The organism is Paenibacillus mangrovi (genome assembly GCF_022898935.1).
GTDB classification, from domain to species: domain Bacteria; phylum Bacillota; class Bacilli; order Paenibacillales; family Paenibacillaceae; genus Paenibacillus_AQ; species Paenibacillus_AQ mangrovi.
This window is the reverse complement of record NZ_JALIRP010000005.1, coordinates 261,976-283,392: the sequence shown is the minus strand read 5'-3', so window position 1 is coordinate 283,392 and position 21,417 is coordinate 261,976. Positions and strand designations below refer to the sequence as shown.

Below are 21,417 nucleotides of genomic sequence, written 5' to 3'. Positions count from 1 at the left end.
TTTTGTAAATTTGTTAAATTCCTGCTTGAAAAAATGGAAACCCAAGCTTTTTATGTTACAATGGCACTAGGACATGAAATAAGGAGATGAGAAGGCCATGAGCAGCACACTCAACGAGCAGGAGCTTGTGCAGTATATTGCGGCTGAGACGGGCGCTGAACCCGAAAGCATCAGGGTTGTCCTGAAGCATGAGAAGACGTTTATCAACACGGCGGAAGCGAATGAACAAGGCGAAGTGGAGATCGACAGCGATGATTTAGTCGACTACGTGTTGAGTCGTAAAGATGTTAAGTTAGATGAAATGACTGTCGAAGCTGTACTTGATGCCGAGATGGATTACCTGATGGATATAGGAATTGCCGTGGACGAGGATTAATCGGAAAGCGGTCAAAATGTAAGAAAAGCTCATTGTCCCACAGTAGGGACCAATGGGCTTTTCTTGTTGACTTCGAGATCACTCTAACTTTAGGATGAGGTGGATCCAGCTTTTTTTGTTTAGAAAGAAATAATCTCCCATATATAAAATAATAATGGAGAAAATCTCTAGTCTTTGATAAGATGTAAGAAAGTATAGACTTCGAAGAGATCACATCCGGAATATATTACCGATACTGGCCCAAGGTAGAGGGAAACAGGAGATGAATGTATGGAGGATTCATACTTTCAAAAGGTTCAAGGCGGTTTGATAGTCTCTTGCCAAGCACTTGAGGATGAACCGCTGCATGGAGGGGATACGATGGCCAAGATGGCCCTCGCCGCTGAGCAGGGAGGCGCCATCGGAATCCGCGCGAACAGTATTCACGATATTGCTGCGATCAAGCAGGCGACCCGGCTGCCGATCATCGGCATCATCAAGCGGGACTATGACGACAGCAGAGTATATATTACGCCTACGCTTCGTGAAGTTCGTGAGCTGATGGAGGTAGGGGTAGATGTCATCGCCCTGGATGCAACACGCAACCGAAGACCCCATAGCGAAAGGCTGGAAGAGCTTGTAGCTTACATGAAGACGCATGGCCAGAAAGTAATGGCCGATATATCGACGCTGGAGGAAGCTTTATATGCCGAATCTATCGGTGTCGACTGCATTTCGACGACGCTTTCCGGCTATACCCCGTATTCGCCGCAGCAAAAGGAGCCTGACTATGAGCTGCTGCAAGAGGCAGTCCGTAGGATTCGTATTCCGGTGATTGGAGAGGGTAGAATCAACACGCCGGAGCAGGCGGCATTCTGCCTGAAGCTTGGGGCACATGCGGTTGTTGTTGGGTCGGCGATTACCAGGCCCAAGCTCATCACGGAGAGGTTTGCCTTGGCGGTCCGCGAAGCACTGAAAGGGGAAACCCATTAAGGAGGCCGGGAACGATGAATGTAATGGGAGCAGGCATGAAGGTCATAGGAATCGATATCGGAGGCACCTCTATTAAAGGGATGGTTCTAGATGGTTCGGGACAGCTTCTAGGTCAGGACAAAAACGCAACTGAGGCCAGGCAGGGCAAAGAGCGGATTCTGGAGAACATACGGCAGCTGCTGGATAACCTGCTGGCGCAGCATCAGGATATCCAGGGTATTGGCATCGGCACGGCAGGCAGGGTCAACGTGCAGACAGGAGAAATCGTGTTTGCGACGGATAATCTGCCGGGCTGGATGGGGTCTAATCCTAAGGCATGGGTGGAAGAGGCCTATAGTCTGCCTGTATTCGTAGATAATGATGCCAATACAGCACTTGTAGGTGAGGCCTGGCTTGGTGCGGGAAGAAACATCAAGGATCTGTCGATGCTTACGCTCGGAACGGGTGTTGGCGGAGCCAACATGATCGGGGGCGAGCTGTACAGAGGTGCCCATTGGAACGGCGGTGAGTGGGGGCATACCGTATTGGTGCCTGGCGGTAGACCCTGCAACTGCGGTTTGCGCGGCTGCATTGAGCAGTACCTGTCGGGTACGGCTTTGGTCAAGCTCGCAAGCGAGGCGGCGGGACGTGCTTATACGTCCGGCGTTGAAGTGCTGGATGATCATCTGAAGGGGCAGCCGCAGGCTACACAGGTGCTGAAGCAGTTCTCTTCTCATTTGGCCATTGTGGTGAATAACCTTCATATTGGCTTGAACCCGGAGGCGATTCTGATTGGCGGCGGTCTGGTTGACTCGAAAACGGTATGGTGGCCGCTGCTCCTTGAAGCCATGAACGGCATGGGGCTGCATGCGGATGTGCGTACAGCGGAGCTCGGCAATGAAGCGGGGGCGATCGGTGCAGCCAAACTGGTTCTGGATCAATTGAAGTCTTCCCCACTGAAGCTGGAGACGTAGATTAAAATAAACAAGCCTGTACAGGTTCTGATGCATGAATTGTAAAAGAACATGAGCAGGCTTATTTTAAATATCAAACTGGTTTATTTTATCACGACCGGAATCCATACCTCGCAGCGATAATCATCACTCATGGTATCCCCAGGTGGATAAATCTCCAGCTCGGGCCCATGGGCATGCTCGTATCCACTGGACGGGAACCAGTCCTGGTAGACATGCTGCCAGACCTTCTGGATGGCGCCAGGCATAGGGCCGACTGACGTGAAGACAGCCCATGCTGCAGCCGGAATGACGCGGGATACGAGCTCCCCTGATTCGGATTCATCCCCGTCCGTCTCTACCCCTATTAGATAATGAAATCCGCCCTCACCATCAAAATCCATACAAATTCCGTACATATTTTGTCCCCCGGCAATAGCCTCGAGCTTCATCGACGTTCCATCTCTGTGGCACTCCTGCCAGAACGCCGGAATGTCCACCAAATTGCTGCCGTCCTTCGTAGATACCTCGCGCATTTTACCGGTTACCGTAAAAGCCTCTCTTTCAATCACTTGAAACTCCATGCGTATCCCTCCTTCAGAGATTTTGATTCTTTGAGAATCTGCAATCTATTTCAATCCATGAGAATAACATTCGGGTTCACAGCGCAGTTTTCCTTCCGCAAATATGCTGGACCATTGACTATTTATGGCGGATTTTGACGATAGTTGTTCTAATTTGTACGACGCGTGAAAAGAGGGGCGGGGCAGCCGATAAACCTTTCATAGATCATCAGGTGAACGGAGTTGTAAATGACAAGGAGGACGAGCATCAAAGCATCAGGTGGTAGACCGTGAGGAACAGCGCGGTGAATCTAGGCCGCCAAGCTGGGTATCCGCTAGAGGAAGCGGGCTTTCGGCAGAAGAATCATAAGTCCCAGAACCGGTTCGATAGTAAGCTTGGTATCAAGGGCTGTATTTCAAAGCCTAGAGTTAACATCTGAGTGGTTCCTTCAAGGACAACGGTGGACAGCGGGCGGACCTGTTGTCGGCTGGATCGGGAACCGTTGTTCTTTCTGCGCATCGCTGTTGACCGCTGGCATGATCAAACTTCCCGTGTTCTTAACGGAACATCTCTTTTTTTGCGCTTTGGACTTTTAAATAGGTTCTATTCACAAGAATTGTTGCTGAATGAGATAACAAGAGATTAACTCTTGTCGAGGCTCCGAATGAATGTAGTAACATTGCCCAAACAACAGGCTCCTTGTGGGTTATTAACCTCACATCCGCAACGATTAGCTTGAATCTGTTCTCGTATATGGTCAAGGGGATGCTGATTTTCTTGAACAGCTTGTATTAAGCGTTCTCTTGTCCATCCAAAGCAGTAGCAAACAGGTACATCGAGCGCATCGTTTTTTTGAAACACCGAGACTTTGAGTATATCTTTGCCAAAGGTCTGTATATCGCTAAAATAGACAACTTCGCAAGACGAATTAGTGCAAAAAGCGTAATTTGATTCAGGGTGAATAGTTTCTAATGCTGCTGGTTGGAGTAATGATTTGAGAGTAATCAATTGAATAATTTTACCCTTATGATGACAAACAGGGCATTGTGTAGGTGTTCTCGGCTTTTCGGTGGATGTTTGACAACAGCTATCCATTTTTACCACTCCTTATGACGCCAGTCCATTGGTTTGTTGCGATCACAAACAAATGTTCCTGTTCTATTTTAGCACATGCCACTTTAAGCAACAATCTTTTAGAAAAGAGCCCTGTAGTATGAAACGGATCACTTGGGTTAACGCGATGATCGAGGATCCGGGCTTCGAAATTGAGTGAATGCTTGGCCTGGAACCGTTCGCAGGGTACACCATCCAGATTTGCCAATGAGATGCTGAGGCTGTATAATCAAAACCATAAAATAATAGTAAACGGGTGTTTATTTATGCAAATCCTTAAAGAAGATGTCCGCCAAAGCATTCTTCGGGCGGCCTTGGACGAATTCAAATCCCATGATTATATGGACGCTTCCATGCGCCGTATTTCGTCAGCGGCCGGTATCACGACAGGCAACATTTACCGCTACTTCAAGAACAAAGAGGAGCTGTTTGAAGCGCTCGTCAGACCGGTTTATGAAAAGCTCCTTGAGAACGTTCTCGATCTAAAAAAGGAACTGGACCACTGCTACACACCTCAGAACCAAGGAATTAACTATTTGAAGAGGGTGGAGGATACGATTGTCGGGCTGTTTGATGCTTACAGCGCGGAGCTGACGATTTTGCTGAACCGCAGTACAGGCTCCAAATATGGGCAGGCCAAAGCGGATTTAGTGCAGCTGATTGTGAACATTCTGGAGGATGCGTTTGCGTCGGGCTGGGAAAACGCATCAAAGCTTACGCCCGAGCAGCGTCAAAGCGCGCGCATGTTCGCTGGCACCATTGTGGAGGGTGTATGCCTGATCCTGAGGGAGAATGAGGACGGGGGGACTGTAAAAAGGCTCGTGAACGAGTTTGTTTATCTGTACTATTTGGGAATAGGGTCTCGGCTCACCACTTGATGGTGGTGCCGTGCCCGCATTCTTCAGATGAATAAATTCAGCGGGATTTTTATATGATGCAAAGTAGTCAATTTCATAATGGTTTTCATTGGCATTATGAAATTGATTATAGGTGAGCCTTTTTTTTGGTGCAATAATGAACGCCTGTTTACTAACAAATTTGCGAGGGGGAAAATCAAAGGCATGCGGCAAATCATCAAATGGCGCTGGGCGATCCTGGTGTTTTGGCTTATAGCAACCGTGCTGCTGACCGTATTTCAGCCGGATGTGAACGCCATTTTACAAGAGAGGGGTCAGGACCCGCTGACGGAAGACAGCCCTTCCAAGGTCGCCGGAGCTCTTCTCAACAAGATGACTGGCTCGAGTGGAACCAGCGATATTATTGTTTTTTATAGGGAAAGCAAGCTGACGGATGAGGATATGAAGAATATTGCATCCGGGATCGAGAGCATGATTCAGCATAAGTCGGAGCTCGGCTTTACCCAGCTGATTGATCCGATCACGACTCAAGACGCCAAGTCCTCCCTCATTTCGGAGGATAACACGACGCTGATGGCCACCTTCAACCTAGAGAAAAACGGCCGTAACGTGGATGATATCGACAAGCAGTTCCAAGAGGTGCTGAGGGATGTGAATGTTCCATACTACTTGAGCGGCGAGGACTTTATCCAGAATGACTATATCAAGGCCTCGACGGCCGGGGTGGAAAAGAGCGCGGTGCTTACCGTCATTTTCATCCTGGTGGTCCTGATTGTGATGTTCCGCTCCCTGATCATTCCGTTTGTCTCCCTGCTTGCGGTCGGTATTTCTTACCTCTGCTCAATGGGCATTGCCGCACAGATTATCGACAAGCTGAATTTTCCGGTCACGAGCGTGACGCAGATGCTGCTGGTGCTGATCCTGTTCGGCATTGGTACGGATTACAATATTCTCTTGTTCAACCGGTTCAAGGAGGAACTATCCCACGGGCTGTCTGTGGACGAGGCGATTATCGCTTCTTACAAAACCGCGGGCAAAACGATTATTTACAGTATCGCCACGGTGTTTATTGCTTTTGCCGGGCTGAGCTTCTCGAGCTTCGGTATTTATAAATCAGCGAATGTGGTTGCGATCGGTACGGTTGTACTGGTGCTGCAGATTCTGACGCTCACGCCGTTTCTACTGAAAGTGTTCGGACCAAAGCTGTTCTGGCCTTCGAAAAAGGCGGCGGGCCATAAGGAGAGCAAATTTTGGGCTAAACTTACATCCATTTCCGTCAAGTATCCGGTTGTAGTGACCGTGATTATTGTGGTTTTGATGATTCCGGCACTGCTGACGAGCGGGCAGAAGCTATCCTTTGACCAGCTGCAGGAGCTTGGCGACGGTTATCCGTCCACCAAGGGCTTCAGCATTGTGGCGGAGCATTTCAGCCGGGGGCAGGCGCTGCCGACGACTGTAGTCATTGAAGACGACAAAGCCATGGACAACAATGAAGTCCTGGGCGTTATCGATAGGCTGACGGATAAGCTGAAGTCGATCGATGGGGTCAAATCGGTAGCGAGCGTGACGCAGCCGCAGTCGAAGCCGATTGAGGAGTTCTATATCAGTAATCAGACCGAAACCGTGACGGAAGGCATCTCGGCGTCCCAAAAGGGCGTGGACCAGATCAAAAGTGGACTCGACCAAATTGGCGATAAACTGAGCACGCCGGATACCTCCAGCGCAAATCAGCTGGTTACCGGCACTGATCAGGTAAAGGAAGGATACGATCAAATTACTGCAGCGCTTGGTCAGGTAGCCTCAGGCATTAGCAAGGGTGCAGGCGGAGCCGGTGAGCTAAACAAGGGGATTGCCGGGCTGAAAAGCGGTATGGACACCGTTAGCAGTAACACTGGCAAGATCAGTGCGGGGCTGACGCAGATTTCCAAAGGGTTTGGCTCTCTGGAAGCAGGCTATCAGCAAATCAGCGGACAGATCCCGCAAATTCAGCAGGGCTTGATTGGAATGAACGGCCTCATTGCCGGACTCGGGACCAAGCACAGCGAGCTGGCTGAAGATCCGGATTACGTGAAGTTAAAAGCGACCGGAGAGACTCTCGCTTCCAGTCTGACGCAGCTCAGCGGTGGAATGGAGCAGCTGAACAATAATTATGCCAAGCTGAACTCTTCGCTGGGTGAGACTGCTGGCGGACTTGGACAGATTGAGGCGGCGCAGAAGCAGATGTCCTCAGGGCTTGCAGCGCTGCAAAAAGGTGCCAATGAACTGCAGAAGGGACTTCAGCAGGGCAGCAGCGGCAGCCGCGAAATCGAGGCGAATATGAAGAAGCTGAACGCGGCCCTCGGTCAGGTGCAAAGTGGTCAGAAGCAGCTGATCGACGGTCTCTCCAGCATGACAGGCGGCATGTCACAGCTGAAGGAAGGCATCGACAAGAGCGGCAGTGGGCTGGGGGATATCTCTGAAGGTCTGGGTAAAACAAGCGATTTCCTGACCCAGCTGAACAGCTCGAAAACCTTCTTTATTCCGCGTGAGGCTTTGGACAGCGAGGATTTCAAGAAGGCTGAGGACAATTTTATGTCCAAGGACCGGAAGATTACGAAGATGATTGTGATCCTGGATGATGACCCGTATTCTCCGGCTGCGCTGAAGACCATTGAGAAGATCAATGATACGGTATCCAGCAGCCTGAAAGGTACTGTACTGGATAACGCCAGTTACGGGGCGGCAGGACCGAGTTCAACCACCTACGATATGAACAAGGAGCAGCTCAAGTCCTTCAACAGCACGGCCATTATCGTCCTTGTGAGTGTGTTTATCGTGCTGCTGTTTGTGATCCGCTCTTTCTGGCCGGCTGTTTATATCGTTCTGTCGCTTGTTGCGTCTTATTTTGTGGCGATGAGCGCATCCAATCTGGTAACAAAATACATCATCGGGGCGGATGGCGTATCATCCTTTGTTCCGTTCTTCTCCTTCATCATCATTGTGGCGGTAGGGGTCGACTACAGCATCTTCCTGATGGAACGCTACCGCGAGCAGGGCGATATGGCGCCAGGGGATGCGATTGTAAAAGCGGCGAAAAGCGTGGGCGGCGTCATCATCTCCGCGATGGTGATCCTGGGCGGTACCTTTGCCACCCTGATCCCGTCAGGACTGGTTCTGCTGATCGAGTTGGCATCAGCCGTCATCGTGGGCTTGATCGTGCTCTGCTTTATCCTGCTGCCGATGCTGGTTCCGGCATTAATCGTGCTGCCTGAGAAAATCAAGCAGCGGCGTTCGGAGCGTCTGCAGGTGGCGCATGTGAGCAGTAAGGATTCGAATAAATAAATAAACGTGCGGTATGCACAGCAAAAAGGACCATCAAGAGCTGCGGCTCTTTGATGGTCCTTATTTTTAGATGAGAGTATCAACTTCGAGAAGCCGATACCTTAAACCAGTGTTTTCAACACTTCAGGCGTGAATGGCTTCAGATCCTCGAAGCGTCCTTCCCGGATCTTGGTTGCCCATGCAGGATCCGCCAGCAGAGCCCGGCCAACTGCAACCAGATCGAATTCATTTTGCTCCAGACGGTCCAGCAGCTCATCGATATCCTTCTTCCCGGCGCCTTTGCCCTCCGTGAAGAGACTGGTGAATGCCTCGTCGAGGCCTACGGAACCGACCGTGATGACCGTTTTGCCGGTCAGCTTCTTCGCCCATCCGGCAAAGTTCAGATTGGAGCCTTCGAATTCCGGTTCCCAGAAGCGGCGTGTGGAGCAGTGGAAAATATCTACGCCCGCATCTGCAAGCGCGGTCAGCAGCTGATCCAGTTTTTCCGGTGTATCGGCCAGCTTCGCGTCATAGTGGGTCGTTTTCCACTGGGAGAGACGCAGCGCGACCGGGAAGTCAGGTCCTACTGCAGCACGGACGGCCTTAACGACTTCAATGGCAAAGCGGGCACGCTTCATCATGTCGCCACCGTATTCGTCGGTTCGACGATTGGTTGTTTCCCATAGGAACTGGTCGATCAAATAACCGTGGGCGCCATGGATTTCCACGCCGTCAAAGCCGATCCGTTTGGCATTCGCGGCAGCATCGGCATATGCCTGGATGACCCGGGCGATTTCATCCTCTGTCATCGGCTCCGTAATCTTGTTGCCCCTTAGGTCGAGACCGGACGGACCAATTGGCAGCGCCTCGGGGTTCGGCTGTGCACCGACCGGACGAGTCATGCCGATATGCCAGATTTGCGGCATGATTTTGCCTCCGGCTTCATGGACCTGTCTTACAACCTCGGCCCAGCCATTCAGGGCGGCTTCACCGTGGAAATTCGGTACGTTCGGATCATCGGTCGCTGCCGGATGGTCAATCAGCGTGCCTTCGGTGATGATCAGACCGACACCGTTCTCTGCACGGCGGCGGTAGTATGCAGCCACATCCGGTCCTGGCACTCCGTTCGGGGAAAAGCTGCGGGTCATCGGCGCCATGACGATCCGGGTGGGAAGAGTCAGATTACCCACGGTATAGGGTTGGAATAATACAGCTGTAGAACGGACATCCTGTTTTTGCTGGCTCATGTATGGAATCCTCCAATGTAAATAATTTTTATTTTTCTATATTTCCATAAAAATAGAAATATATGATCAAAAGAAAGAGCTATTTGCTTAAGTGGCGTATGCGTATGCTTTTAAGCTTAAAGCTCTTTCTTGAGTTGTTCGATAAAGCGGTTAATACCCTCCTCATTACGTCTGTAATAAGTCCACTGTCCCGAGCGGCGGGACTCCAGGAGGCCTGCCTTTTGTAATTTGACCAGATAGCCGGAAACAACGGATTGGGCGAGTCCTGTCTTTGCCGAGATGGAACCGACGCAAATGCCTCCTTTAAAGTCACAAGAAGATGGCATATGTTCCTGAGGACTGAAATGCTCCTCGGGATGCTTCAGCCATTCTAAAATGTTGAAACGGGTCTCGTTTGATAAAGCTTTGATCGTTTGTAATATATCCATGTGCCTTATTATATCTATTTTTATAGAAATGTAAATACGCGTTTGGATTTTATTTTTACGCCTGGCTTTTTTTTAAACATTTGTATCAGATAGGCTTTATGTTAGGATAATAAGGGAATAAAGTTCCAATCTTTACAAGTGAAAGGGTGCTTGGCATGAAGGAAAGACTGGAGCGGTACAAAATATTCCGCATCCTGGCTTCCATATACCGGATTAAGGCGGTACGGATACTGATACCGATTGCGGTTATCGGACTCGTCTATTGGGAAGGACAGAAGGAGCTGAAGCAGATATCGCTTGGCCGCACATTTGGTGAGCTTCGCAGGCTGCCGGTAGAAGCGGTTGCGAAAATTTTTCTGTTCTCCCTCTTTTCCGTTGCGGCCATGAGTCTCTATGACTTTATGATCCGCCGTCATTTCAGGTTAAAGGTTGGATTCTGGAGTACATTCCGATATTCGTGGATTGCCAACACGTTTAACAATGTTATTGGATTCGCGGGACTTACCGGAGCGGGACTCCGGACGATTTTATATAAAAGAAGCGGGGTTCCCCCGGCATTAATGGCTTCAGCGGTAGTGTTCCTTTCGCCGGTTGTCGTGACGGGGCTGTCGATTCTTTCCTGGGGGATTATTGCCGGTCTGTTTCCGGTAGGAAACATTATGCAGGAGCACCACTGGCTTATCTTTGCGGTATGGGGGATGGCGCTGTATCTGCCGCTCTTTGTGCTGATGCAGAGATCCTCGCTGTTTGCAAAGTGGTTCAACCAAGGTGAAGAGAGAACGCCATGGACGACGGTCGGTATTTCTCTCAGCGCTTCTTTATTGGAATGGGCCTGCGCCGGAGTAACCTTCTGGCTGATCGCCAGCACCATGCTTCATAATGTGCCATTCCTCGAAGTGATCGGCATGTATGCGGTATCGGCGATTGCCGGAATTCTGAGCATGGCGCCCGGCGGCATTGGAGCCTTCGACCTGACCGTGCTCATGGGGCTGGAGCAGCTTGGTTTTCCTTCCGAGCGGGCGGCGGCAGTACTTGTCCTGTTCCGTTTGTTTTATTATATTGTGCCGTGGCTGATCGGGTTGATTTTAGCGGCCTTTGAGCTTGGTAGTGCAGCCATACGAGCTGGAGAGAATGCAGACGAGGGAGAGGAAGTCCCGCTGAACGTCTGGCAAAGGCTGTGGCGCTGGCCGGGGCAGTTTCGCTTCTTAAGCGATCTCGGTGTGTGGGCGCTTGGCAAGCTGGTGCTAGTGAGCGGGCTTGTTCTCATATTATCGGCTGCAACACCGGGGCTGCTTTACCGTCTCAAGCTGTCCGAGGAGATTTTGTCCATGCCAATCATGCGGGTATCCAATCTGATCTCGGTCATCATTGGATTCATGCTGATTATTCTGTCCCGCGGCATTTCGCTGAGGGTTCACAGGGCTTATGTGTGGACGAGTATACTGCTGCTTGCGGGCGCTGTCTTTACATTTACCAAGGCGTTTGATTTTGAAGAAGCGATCTTTTTGCTTATCGTCGGTGTCGCGCTGTGGATGTCACGTGCAAGGTTTTACCGTAAAGGGGCCATGGTGGATTTCCGGAACTATCTGCTCTGGTATGTGCTGACTGCGGTCATTGCAGCTCTGTATTACTGGATCGGAAGCCATGTTCATCACGGCTGGCTCAAGCATCTGCCGACGGCTGATCGCATCCATTTTGCGGTTGGGCCACAGGCATACGCATTAACGGCGCTGGTCGGTCTGGCAGGGGCCTGGCTGCTGCTGACCATGCTTCTGGTTCTCCGTCCGAGCCGTGCAGTGGCTGCGGCTGCAGGTCCAGAGGAGCAAGGCAAGCTGAGGGCATTTCTGAAGGAGAACCAAGGTAATTTGCTGACTCATATGCTGTTTACGGGTGACAAGAGCTTTTTTTGGGCACAGAACGATCAGGTCCTTATACCGTATGCCAAGGTGAGGGATAAGCTGGTGGTACTGGGCGATCCGCTGGGACCCGTAACGCTGGTGCCTGAGGCGATCGGCAAATTCCAGCAGTATGCTGACGAGTACGCGATGGCTGTAGTATTCTATCAGGCGACGCCGGATTATTTGCCCATCTATCACGAGTACGGCTACCGCTTCTTTAAGCTGGGTGAAGAGGCACTGGTCCATCTCGAAAATTTCACCTTGAGCGGCAAAAAAGCGGCCGATTTGCGGAGTGTACGCAACCGGTTCGAGCGTGAAGGATATATCTTTGAGGTGGCATCCCCGCCCTTTAATGATGCGCTTCTAGGGGAGCTTCGCAAGGTATCCGATGAATGGATCAAAGGAAGACGGGAGAAGGGATACTCGCTTGGATGGTTTGACAAATCTTATCTGGAGCAGGCTCCCATCGCATTACTGAAGTCTCCGGAAGGAAATATTCTCGCTTTCGCTTCGCTTGCGCCAGGCTATGATGAAGGACGGACGATGTCCATTGACTTGATGCGGCATCTAAGCGGTACGCCTAATGGCACGATGGATTATCTGTTCGTCAAGCTGATGGAATGGTGCAAGGAGCAGGGATATGAGATCTTTAATCTCGGTAACGCGCCATTGTCCAGTGTCGGGGAGAGTAAAAGCGCGCTTCGTGAGGAGAGGCTGGCCGCGCTGGTGTTTCAATATGGGGGACACTGGTACGGGTTCAAGGGTCTCCGCAGATATAAGGAAAAGTTCACGCCGGAGTGGGAACCGCGATTTCTGGCTTATCCGTCCTGGGTATCCCTGCCTGTGCTTACGGTGGATCTGGTCCGACTGGTGTCCAGGCGGGTGCCGGAAAGCAGCAAATAATCGAATGAACAAGAAAGAGCAGGGGCTGCATTCATCCTTCGGATGGTCTGTAGCGACTGCTCTTTTTTTAAAGCCCGGCATTAACCGGGCATTTCCGTTTTCATCTCAAGCTGGTGCCTCCGATTCAGCGAAGGGAGCACGATCAGGTAGTACACGCTTACGATGAACATGCTGACCGCCAGGATCCAATACAGTGCCGTCACGGATACAAGCGAAGGAAAAGCGATAGCAACAAATCCGAGCGCGATGGCCTGACCGGCCGTGGATAAAGGCTCGATCCAAGCACTGACCCGGCCCATGCTTTGGGGCTCCACCAGCTCAGGCAGCCATCCGCCCAGCACCACGTTAATCGGACCAAGAATGATGCCAAGCAGCACCATCATGCCAAGGTACAGCTGAATATGGCCGAAGTTGCCTAGAATGATCGTCAGAATGCCGGTGAGAAAGAGGCCGGTAATGAGCACGCCTACTTTGCCGGCTTTTTTGATCAGCGGGGTGCTGATTGCGCTGCCGATCAGGTATCCGATGCCGAGGAAAACCATCACCAGTGGGGTGTAGACCTGGTAATGTTCCGGGCTGAGTTTATATTTCATAGTGAAGAGAGGGAGGATCGAAAACACGCCGTTTACGATGCCAAAGAAGAAGCAGCCGAGAATAATCGCGAGCAGCAGCCGGGAACGGACAATGTACTGGAAGCCTGCGCCAAAGTCGGCAAGAATGCTTTTCAGGTTCAAATCCTTCAGTTTCGTTTTGCCGTTTGGCTGGCGAATCTCGAGCGGGAACCGGCAGAAGGCGAGAAGAAGGCCCGAGATGATAAAGCTGGCTGTATCGATCATAATGGCTCCTTCAATGCCAAGATAATAATAAGCGGCGGATCCCATGCTCATGCCGAACAACATGAATATACCCATGATCGACATGTTCAGACTGGAAGCCTGAACATACTGTTCCGGCTTCATAATGCCCTGCATCAGACTCATTTCGGCAGGCATAAAAAACTTTGAAATGGCGCTTCGCAAAAAGAGGACGGCGAAAGCGGCAACGATCCAGTCTTCGTGCACGATGACTAGAAGCACCAAGGACAAGCCTGCCCTGATCCAGTCGCTCCATACAGCGATGCGTTTGCGGTCAAGCCTGTCGGCGAGCACGCCGATGAACAGGAACACTACCAGTGTCGGAAGGGAGTACATCAGCTCGGCGACAGTAGCATAGGAAGGCTGATTGCTGAAACGGTCGATCAGATAGAAGGCGAAAGCCATATTGCCGACCATGGTGCCGAGCTGGGAAGCGAAAGCAGCCAGAAACATTCTGACAAATAATGAGTTGCGGAAGAGCTCCATGCGAGGTATGCCTCATTTCCTTTGATTTGTTGGGGTGGTGATCCTGAAAAAAACCACGTTGTATTGATCTGAAACCAGTGTACAATGGGATGCATTTTCTGGAAAACGGCGCGGGAAGGATTTTGTTCTCCGCCTTAAGACGGAGGCGAACAAAAAAGCCGCAGCATGTGACGCTGCAGCTTTCTTGTAAAATTGGAACGTTTGAAGTGGTTTTTCATGTCATTTCGGGGCGTAACGCAACTTAAGCTGCTCCGCCATTTCAGTAACTTCGTGGGTAAGGGGAAGTATAAGACGCGCTGCCGAGGCTGCTGTTCCTTCTGGTGTTTGCCGGCTGCGGATGACGTTTTTGACGGCTGCGGCAAATGATTCCGCTGCGTTCGGGCCAAGTCCTGTCAGATCCTTCAGAGAGGCAGTGCTGCTGCTCTCTACCAGCGGATAATCGGCTGTGTCCGCTCCCTTGCCCGCCCGGTCGTAGAATTCTCTGACGAGTTGGGCACGCTCCTGGCCCGACCCTTCGGCAATGACAAAGGCTTGCACGACATAGGCATGAGCCTGTCGCCGCTGCGCGATGCCGCAAAATTTCCGCCCGCCGATGCTGAGATCAAAGTCACCGGGGCAATACGCCCCGGAGATTTCCCCCTTATCGACGGCAAAGCCAGTGTGGGCCAGCGCTTCCCGGATTAGATCGTACATCCGTTCAAAATCGCTGCGGAAGCGTTCGTCGCCGACCCCCTGCTTCGGCAGAATCAGCGACAGGTTCACGACGCCAGAATCAAGGGGGACCGCTGCTCCGCCGGAATTGCGTACTGCGGTGCGGTATCCCATGGATTCAAGCCATGCTCTGGCTTTCTCCGCTCCCGGCAGGCGGCTGTCGCGCAGTCCGATGATAAAGGAGCGCGGATGCCGCCAAATATGGCAGAGGGGTGGGCCGCCCCGCCCAGTTTCCTTGCACAGCAGCTCATCCAGGGCGAAGGGATAGAGGGCGTCCTGCTGCGTTCTTTCATTCATCCGGTCCAATATAAGCATGGAGCTGAACACGTCGCTGTTCTCTTCGGTCATGGGATTCACTTCCTTTTCGCTAAAATCCATCTATAAGCAAAAGATTCCGTTATTAATAATGTATCACTTCTAATTATGCCATATGTGTTTATCAGCATAAATGCATATTGCCATTAGGAAATATATGGATTATAATTTATACAGACCGATCAGTCGGTCTTATTAAAAAGAAGGGTTGTCCTATGAAAAAAAGTAAAGACGATGCAGAACTGACGAAACAGACAATCGTAGATGCGGCCAAGGATTTGTTCGCCGCCAAAGGGTATGCCGCGACTTCCATGGCTGAAATTTGCTCTGCCGCCGGATGCAGCAGGGGAGGTCTCTATCACCATTTTGACAGCAAAGAAGATCTGTTTATTTTTTTAGCGGATCAATCATTTACGGTCTCCTGGGAGAACTGGGACGAGGTCGCAGAAGACAGCATGACAGCTACAGAGCAGTTATACAGGTATGCGGAATACTTTGTAGATACGCTTCAGAAGCCGCTGAATAAGGCGGGGGAGGAATTCATAAGCCGGGTGGGCCCGGATTCGGAGGCAGGACAGAGGTTTCTCGGCATTCTCCATGGATATATGCAGCGTTTTCAGAATCTGGTGCAGACCGGTCTAGACCGAGGTGAGTGGAAGGGCGATAACGCACAGGAGCTGGCCATGATAATATTGGGCTACTATTCAGGGCTCAGCGACAGCATTCAGATGATGAGCAAAACAGAAGGCAAACAGTTATATCGCAAAGCAACGATGCTACTACTCGAAGGGATTCAAAAATAAGCCATTTCTTTGAGGAGTGATGTTTATGAGCAGTCGATTTGCAGCCAGTACCGATCAAGAAATTAAATTTTCCATTATCATTCCTGCCAGAAACGAAGAGAAATATATCGGACGCTGCTTGGAATCTCTTGCTGCAGCCGCAGCAGCCTTTCCGGGACAAGTGGAGGCGATAGTCGTCCTGAACCGCTGTACGGACCAAACGGCGGCGATCGCCGAGTCCTACGGAGCTGTAACCTTGGTGAATGACAGCAAAAACTTGTCCCAGATCCGAAATGCGGGCATCCGTGCCGCGCGGGGTGATATTATCGTGACGATTGATGCGGACAGCTGGGTGACGGACAACATGCTGATTGAGATCGACCGGATGCTGGCAACGGGCCAGTACATCGGAGGAGGCGTCAGGTCTGCGTTTGAACGCAATTCCCTTGGCATTACCATGTCGGCGCTTGTGCTAATCGTACCTCTTATTATCAAATACGGGCTGGTGACTGTGGGTCTCTTTTGGGGATATAAAAAGGATTTCGAAGCCATTCACGGCTTTAATGAGCGGATGTTGATGGCGGAGGATGCGGATTTTGCCAGCCGTCTGAAGAAGTGGGGCAAGCAGAACGGGAAGAAATACGGCACCGTCACGAAGGCCATCATGACGACATCCTGCCGCAAATTTGATCAGGGCGGGGATTGGTACTTGTTCTTTCATCCACACATCGTGTTTGCCTACCTGAAAGGCACGGACCGCAAATACGCAGATGAAACCTATTATGAAATGGAATATAAGGAAATGAAATAAATCTAGATGAACCATCCGCTTTTACACAAGTTGTACTGCAGAAATCCGATCCTTTAGCATACAATAGTAATATAGAGAGAATCATCCCCTCCCTAACTTGCAGCGGTAGGGAAGTGGGACAAGGGCAACATTGTTTTAGTCACAGGCAACATAATTCAGCGTTTCCGGGCTATACTAAGGGAACAGCTGGGATGCTGCGAAAATATAGGATGAGGACGGGATGACATGTACTTCGGGAAAAAAGCGGTTGAGGAAATTCCAGAGGCGGACACGACGGTCTGGTCTTGCTCCAATGAGGACTGCAACGGCTGGATGAGGGATAACTTTGCTTTCGAGCAGGAACCGTTGTGCGCGCACTGTAATTCTCCCATGATCAGCAGTACGAAGATGCTGCCTTTGGTCGTCAATGACCATCCTATTAAAATGCTCAGAAAGGGCACCTTGATCTAGATGTCTGCCATCATATGAAAGAAGAAACAGGGCTTCCTTAGCGGAGGCCCTGTTTCTGTTCTGTTTCCATGCAGTGCGATCTATTTACAAGCTGCTGTTAAATGGTGACTTTACTCAAAGCTTTCTCGGCCGGAATATAATCATATCCCAGGTCACGGGCTACCGCTTCATACGTCACATGTCCATTTAGAACGTTGGCGCCGCTACGGATCGCAGGATTCGCGATCAGGAGCTGCTGAAGATCGGTATCCGCAAGCTTGAGCGCAAACGGCATCGTTGCATTGGTGAGCGCCAGCGTTGAAGTGCGGGGAACCGCGCCCGGCATATTCGCCACGGCGTAGTGGACGACGCCATGCTTCACATAAGTTGGATTATCGTGGGTCGTAATATGGTCGATGGTCTCAACCACACCGCCTTGGTCAATGGCTACATCGACGATGACCGAGCCTGGCTTCATGGATTTGACCATGCTTTCCGTTACCAGACGAGGTGCTTTAGCTCCTGGAATCAGCACGGCGCAGATCAGAAGATCCGTTTCGGCGACGGCTTTGGCGATATTGGCGGGACTTGATACCAGGGTGCTGATCTGATTCCCGAAAATTTCATCAAGCTGGCGCAGACGCGGAATGCTCAAATCGAGCAGGGTGACATCCGCACCGAGGCCTGCGGCGATTTTGGCCGCGTTCATGCCGACGATACCTCCGCCGATAATGGTGACTTTGCCTCTGGATACGCCGGGAACACCTGACAGCAGAATCCCTTTGCCGCCATGCGGACGCTCGAGCAGCTGCGCACCAATCTGAGCGGCCATACGTCCTGCCACTTCACTCATTGGTGTAAGCAGCGGCAGCGTGCCGTTCACATTTACCGTTTCATAGGCAATGGCATGTACACCGGATGCAACCAATGCCTTGGTCAGCTCCGGTTCTGCCGCCAGATGCAGGTACGTGAAGAGAATCAGCCCATTGCGGAAATAGCCGTATTCGCTTGGCAGCGGCTCTTTGACCTTCATGATCATATCCGCTTGCTCCCATACTTCCTTGGCTTCCGCTACAATGACGGCTCCGGCTTCTTTATATTCTTCATCCATGAATCCGCTTCCAATTCCGGCGTTATGTTCCACGAGCACTTTGTGTCCATGCTGGATAAATTCCAAGGTACCTGCCGGAGTGACTGCAACGCGATTTTCATTGTTTTTAATTTCCTTTGGTATTCCGATGTTCATGACAGATCACCTCTCCATTAATGATGGCAAAACGACATTCTGTAATTTTTTTCTCCATATATTAAAAGTTTACAATCAATCTGAATGCGCCGCATCATACGTCTTGTCAAGGAAATAGATCACATGACATGACATAATGTTTATATAGAAGGACGGGAACCTGTATTGAAAATGGTCCGTCAAACTTCTATAATGACTCCATTAAACCTGAGGGATGTGACGGCAATGGGCGGGTTTACGCTTTACGTTAGGGGCGTGCTGGAACGCCCTGTATTTCAAAGAGCCCGGTTAATCGCAGGGGCGGGCGGCATCGGCCGCAAGGTCGGGTGGGTCCACATATTGGAAATCGCCAACGTGGCTCCTTTCGTAACGAAAAATGACCTCATTCTTACCACCGGACTGTGGCTCCGTCATTATGAACAGCAGCGCCTGTCCTATATGCAGCAGCTCATACGCCAGGAAGCGGCGGGACTGTGCGTCGAGCTCGGAACGAGCATTGAGAACATTCCAAGTGAGATCATTGAACTCGCGGATGCGTCGGATTTTCCCCTCATTGTATTTGAGCAGCCCGTCCGCTTTGTGGAAATCACCCAGGATATTCACGGATTGCTTATCAACCAGCAGCACCAGATGCTGAAGGATCTCGAGGCATACTCCCGCAGACTGCAGCAGATTACCCTTCAAAGCACCGATGTGAACGCCATTCTCCATGTATTATATGAATACACCGGACAACAAGTTGTGTACCATTCCACCGTGGATACGAATAAATTTGTTCCCCGCGGCATATCCCCTGCTTCGGTAGAAGAAATTACAGCGCTCTACAGACAGCAGGTGGAATCGGATGAGACAGCCCAGCAGGAGGCAGGTGTATTCAAGCTGCCGCAAAATCGGTTGCTGCTGACGCAGCCAGTCATTTGCCTAGGGCAGACTCTTGCGCATGTCGGGGTGGTCATCTCGGCTCAGCAGTCGCAGGACCGGATCACGCTGCTGGTGGACTATACAGCCAAATCGCTGGCTACCCTCCTCCTTAGGATGCTTTTTTTGGAGGAAAAAATGCTGCGCGATCAAAATCAGCTCATCCAGGATATTTTGAATCATCAAATCGAGGATGAAGAGGAAGCGCGGGCACGCATGGGACTTCGGTCTTCAAAGCAGGGGGATATGTGGTTTGCGGCCGGGATCATCGAGATGGAGTACAGCGGAGAGGAAGGGGAGCTGGACCGGGACAAGGTGGAATCGGATCAGCAGGATTTGCTGGTCAGGCTGCGTGCACTCTTGAAAAAGGCTGCCGTTCACAATCTGTTGATGCAAAAAGGCAGCCGGATTTATATTTTATGTGCTCGGGATAAGGCCGCAAGGGAGGATACGTCTCTACTTATGCAGCAGACCATCCATAAAATCGTGGAGCGCTTGCAGCTTCCAGCCACCGGAGCAGCCCTATTCCGTCTGCATGCCGGCTTTGGACTCATACGCACACGAATGACGGATATGCATCGGAGCTTCAAGGAAGCCGAGCAGGTGCTTGAGGTATCGCGTTCGGCAGCCGTGGTTCGGAAAGGGCTTTTTTACGACCGGATCGGGGTATACCGTCTACTCAAGGCCATTCCGGCAGAGGCGCTCGGATCCTTCATACAGGACCAACTCGGGCCGCTGATGGCCTATGATCAGGAGCATCATCTTCACCTGCTGCAGACGCTGGATATGTATTTGAAGTGCATGGGCTCCAAAAATGATACGGCCAAGGCGCTCTACATTCACAGGCAGACACTCTACAACCGGCTAGATAAGCTGAATGAGATATTGGGCGAGGATTTCCTGGAGCCGGAAAGACGCGTATGTCTGGAAATGGCGCTGCTTGCGCTGCCGCTTTTAACTGGAGCTCAGTATTGAAATTAGTTCTTGATATTGAGCGAGGTGGCCGCTACGGTTACGGATCGCTCTTCCGATCGCTGTTGTCTCCAAATTTCCTTGATCATATTTTTCAAAATAGTAGAAATTCGGAGACAAAGCTTATGCTTTCGATGCTAGCTTTCCTTCGGAAAGCTTTTAGGCGACCGCTGCCGCTTCTTCAGATCGATTCCGTCCCCTTCGCTACTTCGCTTCTTTTCAAGCACTAAATATAATATTGAGCCCAAAAAACTGCAACGAACAGCATAAAGGATGAATAAAAAAATGAAAAAAGTTGGTTTGATTATGAGAAAGATCCAGTTCAGCGAGAATCAGGGGCCGCGCGTCTTTGCTGACCGTCTGAAATCCATCGGCGAAGAGCTGGGCGTGGACATCGTGTTTATCTCACCGGAGCGCCATGTCAGCGGGTATGACTGGGTCCCGGGTTATGAACATGAGAAGGGGGATCTGGTGAATTACGACATCGTACTCGACCAGATTTACCGAAATCATATTGAGCATGTCATTTATACAGTGTCGGGCTTTACCTATCTGAAGATGTTTCTGGAGAAAAGCGTACTTTTCCCCCACAGCTTCCCTGATCCTGCGCTGACGGGGTATGAAATGATGAAGCCTTTTTATCAAATGGTCGATAAAGCGATCGTGCAGACGGAGTTTCTAAAGGAGGAATTCGCCCGAAATTTCGGAGTGACCGATGTGGACGTCATTCCGATCGGTTTTAGCGAAAGCTTGGCGCATAAGCATTTTGACCCGGCACAGATTGTGGAGAACCGCATTCTCTGGATTGGACGTGATGAGGAGAACCGGCGGCCGGATCTGGTGCTGAAGTATGCGAAGCAGAATCCGGACAAGGAGGTGTTCATGGTCTTTGGCGGTGAACGCTACCGGGAAAGCATGAAGAAATATGATATTCCGGATAATGTGCGGCTGCAGTTTGCCCTGAGTCAGGATGAGGTATTCGCGCTGATGAACAAGGCGAAGGTCTATTGGAACTGTTCCCGATTCGACACGTTTGCCATGCCGCTGACCGAAGCGCTTGCCATGGGCAAGATTGTCGTTAAGCCAGAACATCCCTGCTACCGTCACATTAATGCGCGCCACTCTTTTTCAGGAAACGAGGAGAATTGGTTCGAGCTTGTGAACATGGCCGCCGCATCGCCCAAGTCGTATTCGATGGATAACCGACATTATGCCTTTGACCAGTTTTCCAGCCGGGTGATGAAGGAAGGGTACAAAAACTTTTTCGATAAATGGCTTCAGGATTGACGGATATCATCTGATC

18 protein-coding genes are annotated in these 21,417 nt (G+C 50.8%); 11 read left to right on the top strand and 7 right to left on the bottom strand.

Annotated features, from left to right (window positions below; translation table 11 throughout):
- Nucleotides 1–97 precede the first annotated feature (97 nt).
- From MUG84_RS14275 to MUG84_RS14265, 3 genes are all read left to right on the top strand, one after another.
- Entirely contained in the window at nucleotides 98–376 is a 279-nt protein-coding gene (locus MUG84_RS14275) for a hypothetical protein (RefSeq protein ID WP_244725716.1), read from the top strand.
- A 270-nt stretch (nucleotides 377–646) separates the two neighbouring features.
- On the top strand, nucleotides 647–1,348 hold the full coding sequence (locus MUG84_RS14270) for an N-acetylmannosamine-6-phosphate 2-epimerase (RefSeq protein ID WP_244725715.1): 702 nt from the start codon (nucleotides 647–649) through the stop codon (nucleotides 1,346–1,348).
- 14 nt (nucleotides 1,349–1,362) lie between these two features.
- The gene (locus MUG84_RS14265) at nucleotides 1,363–2,301 is read left to right on the top strand and encodes an ROK family protein (protein WP_244725714.1); all 939 of its coding nucleotides are present in this window, start codon (nucleotides 1,363–1,365) and stop codon (nucleotides 2,299–2,301) included.
- 83 nt (nucleotides 2,302–2,384) lie between these two features.
- Here MUG84_RS14265 and MUG84_RS14260 read toward each other — a convergent pair whose 3' ends face one another.
- Nucleotides 2,385–2,864, bottom strand: a complete 480-nt coding sequence (locus tag MUG84_RS14260; protein ID WP_244725713.1) for a GyrI-like domain-containing protein — start codon at nucleotides 2,862–2,864, stop codon at nucleotides 2,385–2,387.
- A gap of 622 nt (nucleotides 2,865–3,486) precedes the next feature.
- Nucleotides 3,487–3,939, bottom strand: coding sequence for a putative iron-sulfur cluster-binding metallochaperone (locus tag MUG84_RS14255; RefSeq protein ID WP_244725712.1), 453 nt, complete (start codon nucleotides 3,937–3,939; stop codon nucleotides 3,487–3,489).
- A 284-nt stretch (nucleotides 3,940–4,223) separates the two neighbouring features.
- Between MUG84_RS14255 and MUG84_RS14250 the strand changes: the two genes are divergently transcribed.
- Together MUG84_RS14250 and MUG84_RS14245 are read left to right on the top strand one after the other, a co-directional pair.
- Nucleotides 4,224–4,835 carry a TetR/AcrR family transcriptional regulator gene (locus MUG84_RS14250; RefSeq protein ID WP_244725711.1) on the top strand — a complete coding sequence of 204 codons (612 nt, stop codon included), beginning with the start codon at nucleotides 4,224–4,226 and terminating at the stop codon, nucleotides 4,833–4,835.
- 183 nt (nucleotides 4,836–5,018) lie between these two features.
- Nucleotides 5,019–8,135, top strand: coding sequence for an MMPL family transporter (locus tag MUG84_RS14245; RefSeq protein ID WP_244725710.1), 3,117 nt, complete (start codon nucleotides 5,019–5,021; stop codon nucleotides 8,133–8,135).
- Between the two features lie 101 nt (nucleotides 8,136–8,236).
- On the opposite strand, the gene MUG84_RS14240 is transcribed toward MUG84_RS14245, so the two are convergent.
- Nucleotides 8,237–9,361: an NADH:flavin oxidoreductase gene (locus MUG84_RS14240; RefSeq protein ID WP_244725709.1), complete on the bottom strand. Its 1,125-nt coding sequence runs from the start codon at nucleotides 9,359–9,361 to the stop codon at nucleotides 8,237–8,239.
- Nucleotides 9,362–9,477: 116 nt separating this feature from the next.
- Entirely contained in the window at nucleotides 9,478–9,789 is a 312-nt protein-coding gene (locus MUG84_RS14235; protein WP_244725708.1) for an ArsR/SmtB family transcription factor, read from the bottom strand.
- Between the two features lie 155 nt (nucleotides 9,790–9,944).
- Here MUG84_RS14235 and mprF point away from each other — a divergent pair, with 155 nt between their 5' ends.
- A complete protein-coding gene (mprF, locus tag MUG84_RS14230; protein WP_244725707.1) occupies nucleotides 9,945–12,590 on the top strand; it encodes a bifunctional lysylphosphatidylglycerol flippase/synthetase MprF in 2,646 nt (881 codons plus the stop codon).
- 80 nt (nucleotides 12,591–12,670) lie between these two features.
- Here the strand turns inward: mprF and MUG84_RS14225 are convergent, their stop codons facing one another.
- Nucleotides 12,671–13,930 carry an MFS transporter gene (locus MUG84_RS14225; protein WP_244725706.1) on the bottom strand — a complete coding sequence of 420 codons (1,260 nt, stop codon included), beginning with the start codon at nucleotides 13,928–13,930 and terminating at the stop codon, nucleotides 12,671–12,673.
- A 219-nt stretch (nucleotides 13,931–14,149) separates the two neighbouring features.
- Nucleotides 14,150–15,019, bottom strand: a complete 870-nt coding sequence (locus MUG84_RS14220; RefSeq protein WP_425313225.1) for a lipoate--protein ligase family protein — start codon at nucleotides 15,017–15,019, stop codon at nucleotides 14,150–14,152.
- A 152-nt stretch (nucleotides 15,020–15,171) separates the two neighbouring features.
- On the opposite strand from MUG84_RS14220, the gene MUG84_RS14215 reads away from it, so the two are divergent.
- The 3 genes from MUG84_RS14215 to MUG84_RS14205 all read left to right on the top strand — a co-directional run bounded on the left by MUG84_RS14215 (nucleotide 15,172) and on the right by MUG84_RS14205 (nucleotide 16,999).
- The gene (locus MUG84_RS14215; protein WP_244725705.1) at nucleotides 15,172–15,759 is read left to right on the top strand and encodes a TetR/AcrR family transcriptional regulator; all 588 of its coding nucleotides are present in this window, start codon (nucleotides 15,172–15,174) and stop codon (nucleotides 15,757–15,759) included.
- 25 nt (nucleotides 15,760–15,784) lie between these two features.
- Nucleotides 15,785–16,549: a glycosyltransferase gene (locus MUG84_RS14210; RefSeq protein ID WP_425313224.1), complete on the top strand. Its 765-nt coding sequence runs from the start codon at nucleotides 15,785–15,787 to the stop codon at nucleotides 16,547–16,549.
- A 225-nt stretch (nucleotides 16,550–16,774) separates the two neighbouring features.
- Nucleotides 16,775–16,999 (top strand): cold-shock protein, encoded by a 225-nt coding sequence (locus MUG84_RS14205; RefSeq protein WP_244725703.1) that lies wholly within the window; start codon nucleotides 16,775–16,777, stop codon nucleotides 16,997–16,999.
- 97 nt (nucleotides 17,000–17,096) lie between these two features.
- Here the strand turns inward: MUG84_RS14205 and ald are convergent, their stop codons facing one another.
- Complete coding sequence (gene ald, locus MUG84_RS14200) at nucleotides 17,097–18,224, bottom strand: alanine dehydrogenase (protein ID WP_244725702.1); 1,128 nt, start codon at nucleotides 18,222–18,224, stop codon at nucleotides 17,097–17,099.
- Between the two features lie 225 nt (nucleotides 18,225–18,449).
- On the opposite strand from ald, the gene MUG84_RS14195 reads away from it, so the two are divergent.
- Both MUG84_RS14195 and MUG84_RS14190 read left to right on the top strand, forming a co-directional pair.
- Nucleotides 18,450–20,117 (top strand): PucR family transcriptional regulator, encoded by a 1,668-nt coding sequence (locus MUG84_RS14195; protein WP_244725701.1) that lies wholly within the window; start codon nucleotides 18,450–18,452, stop codon nucleotides 20,115–20,117.
- A gap of 282 nt (nucleotides 20,118–20,399) precedes the next feature.
- Entirely contained in the window at nucleotides 20,400–21,401 is a 1,002-nt protein-coding gene (locus MUG84_RS14190) for a glycosyltransferase (protein ID WP_244725700.1), read from the top strand.
- Nucleotides 21,402–21,417 lie beyond the last annotated feature (16 nt).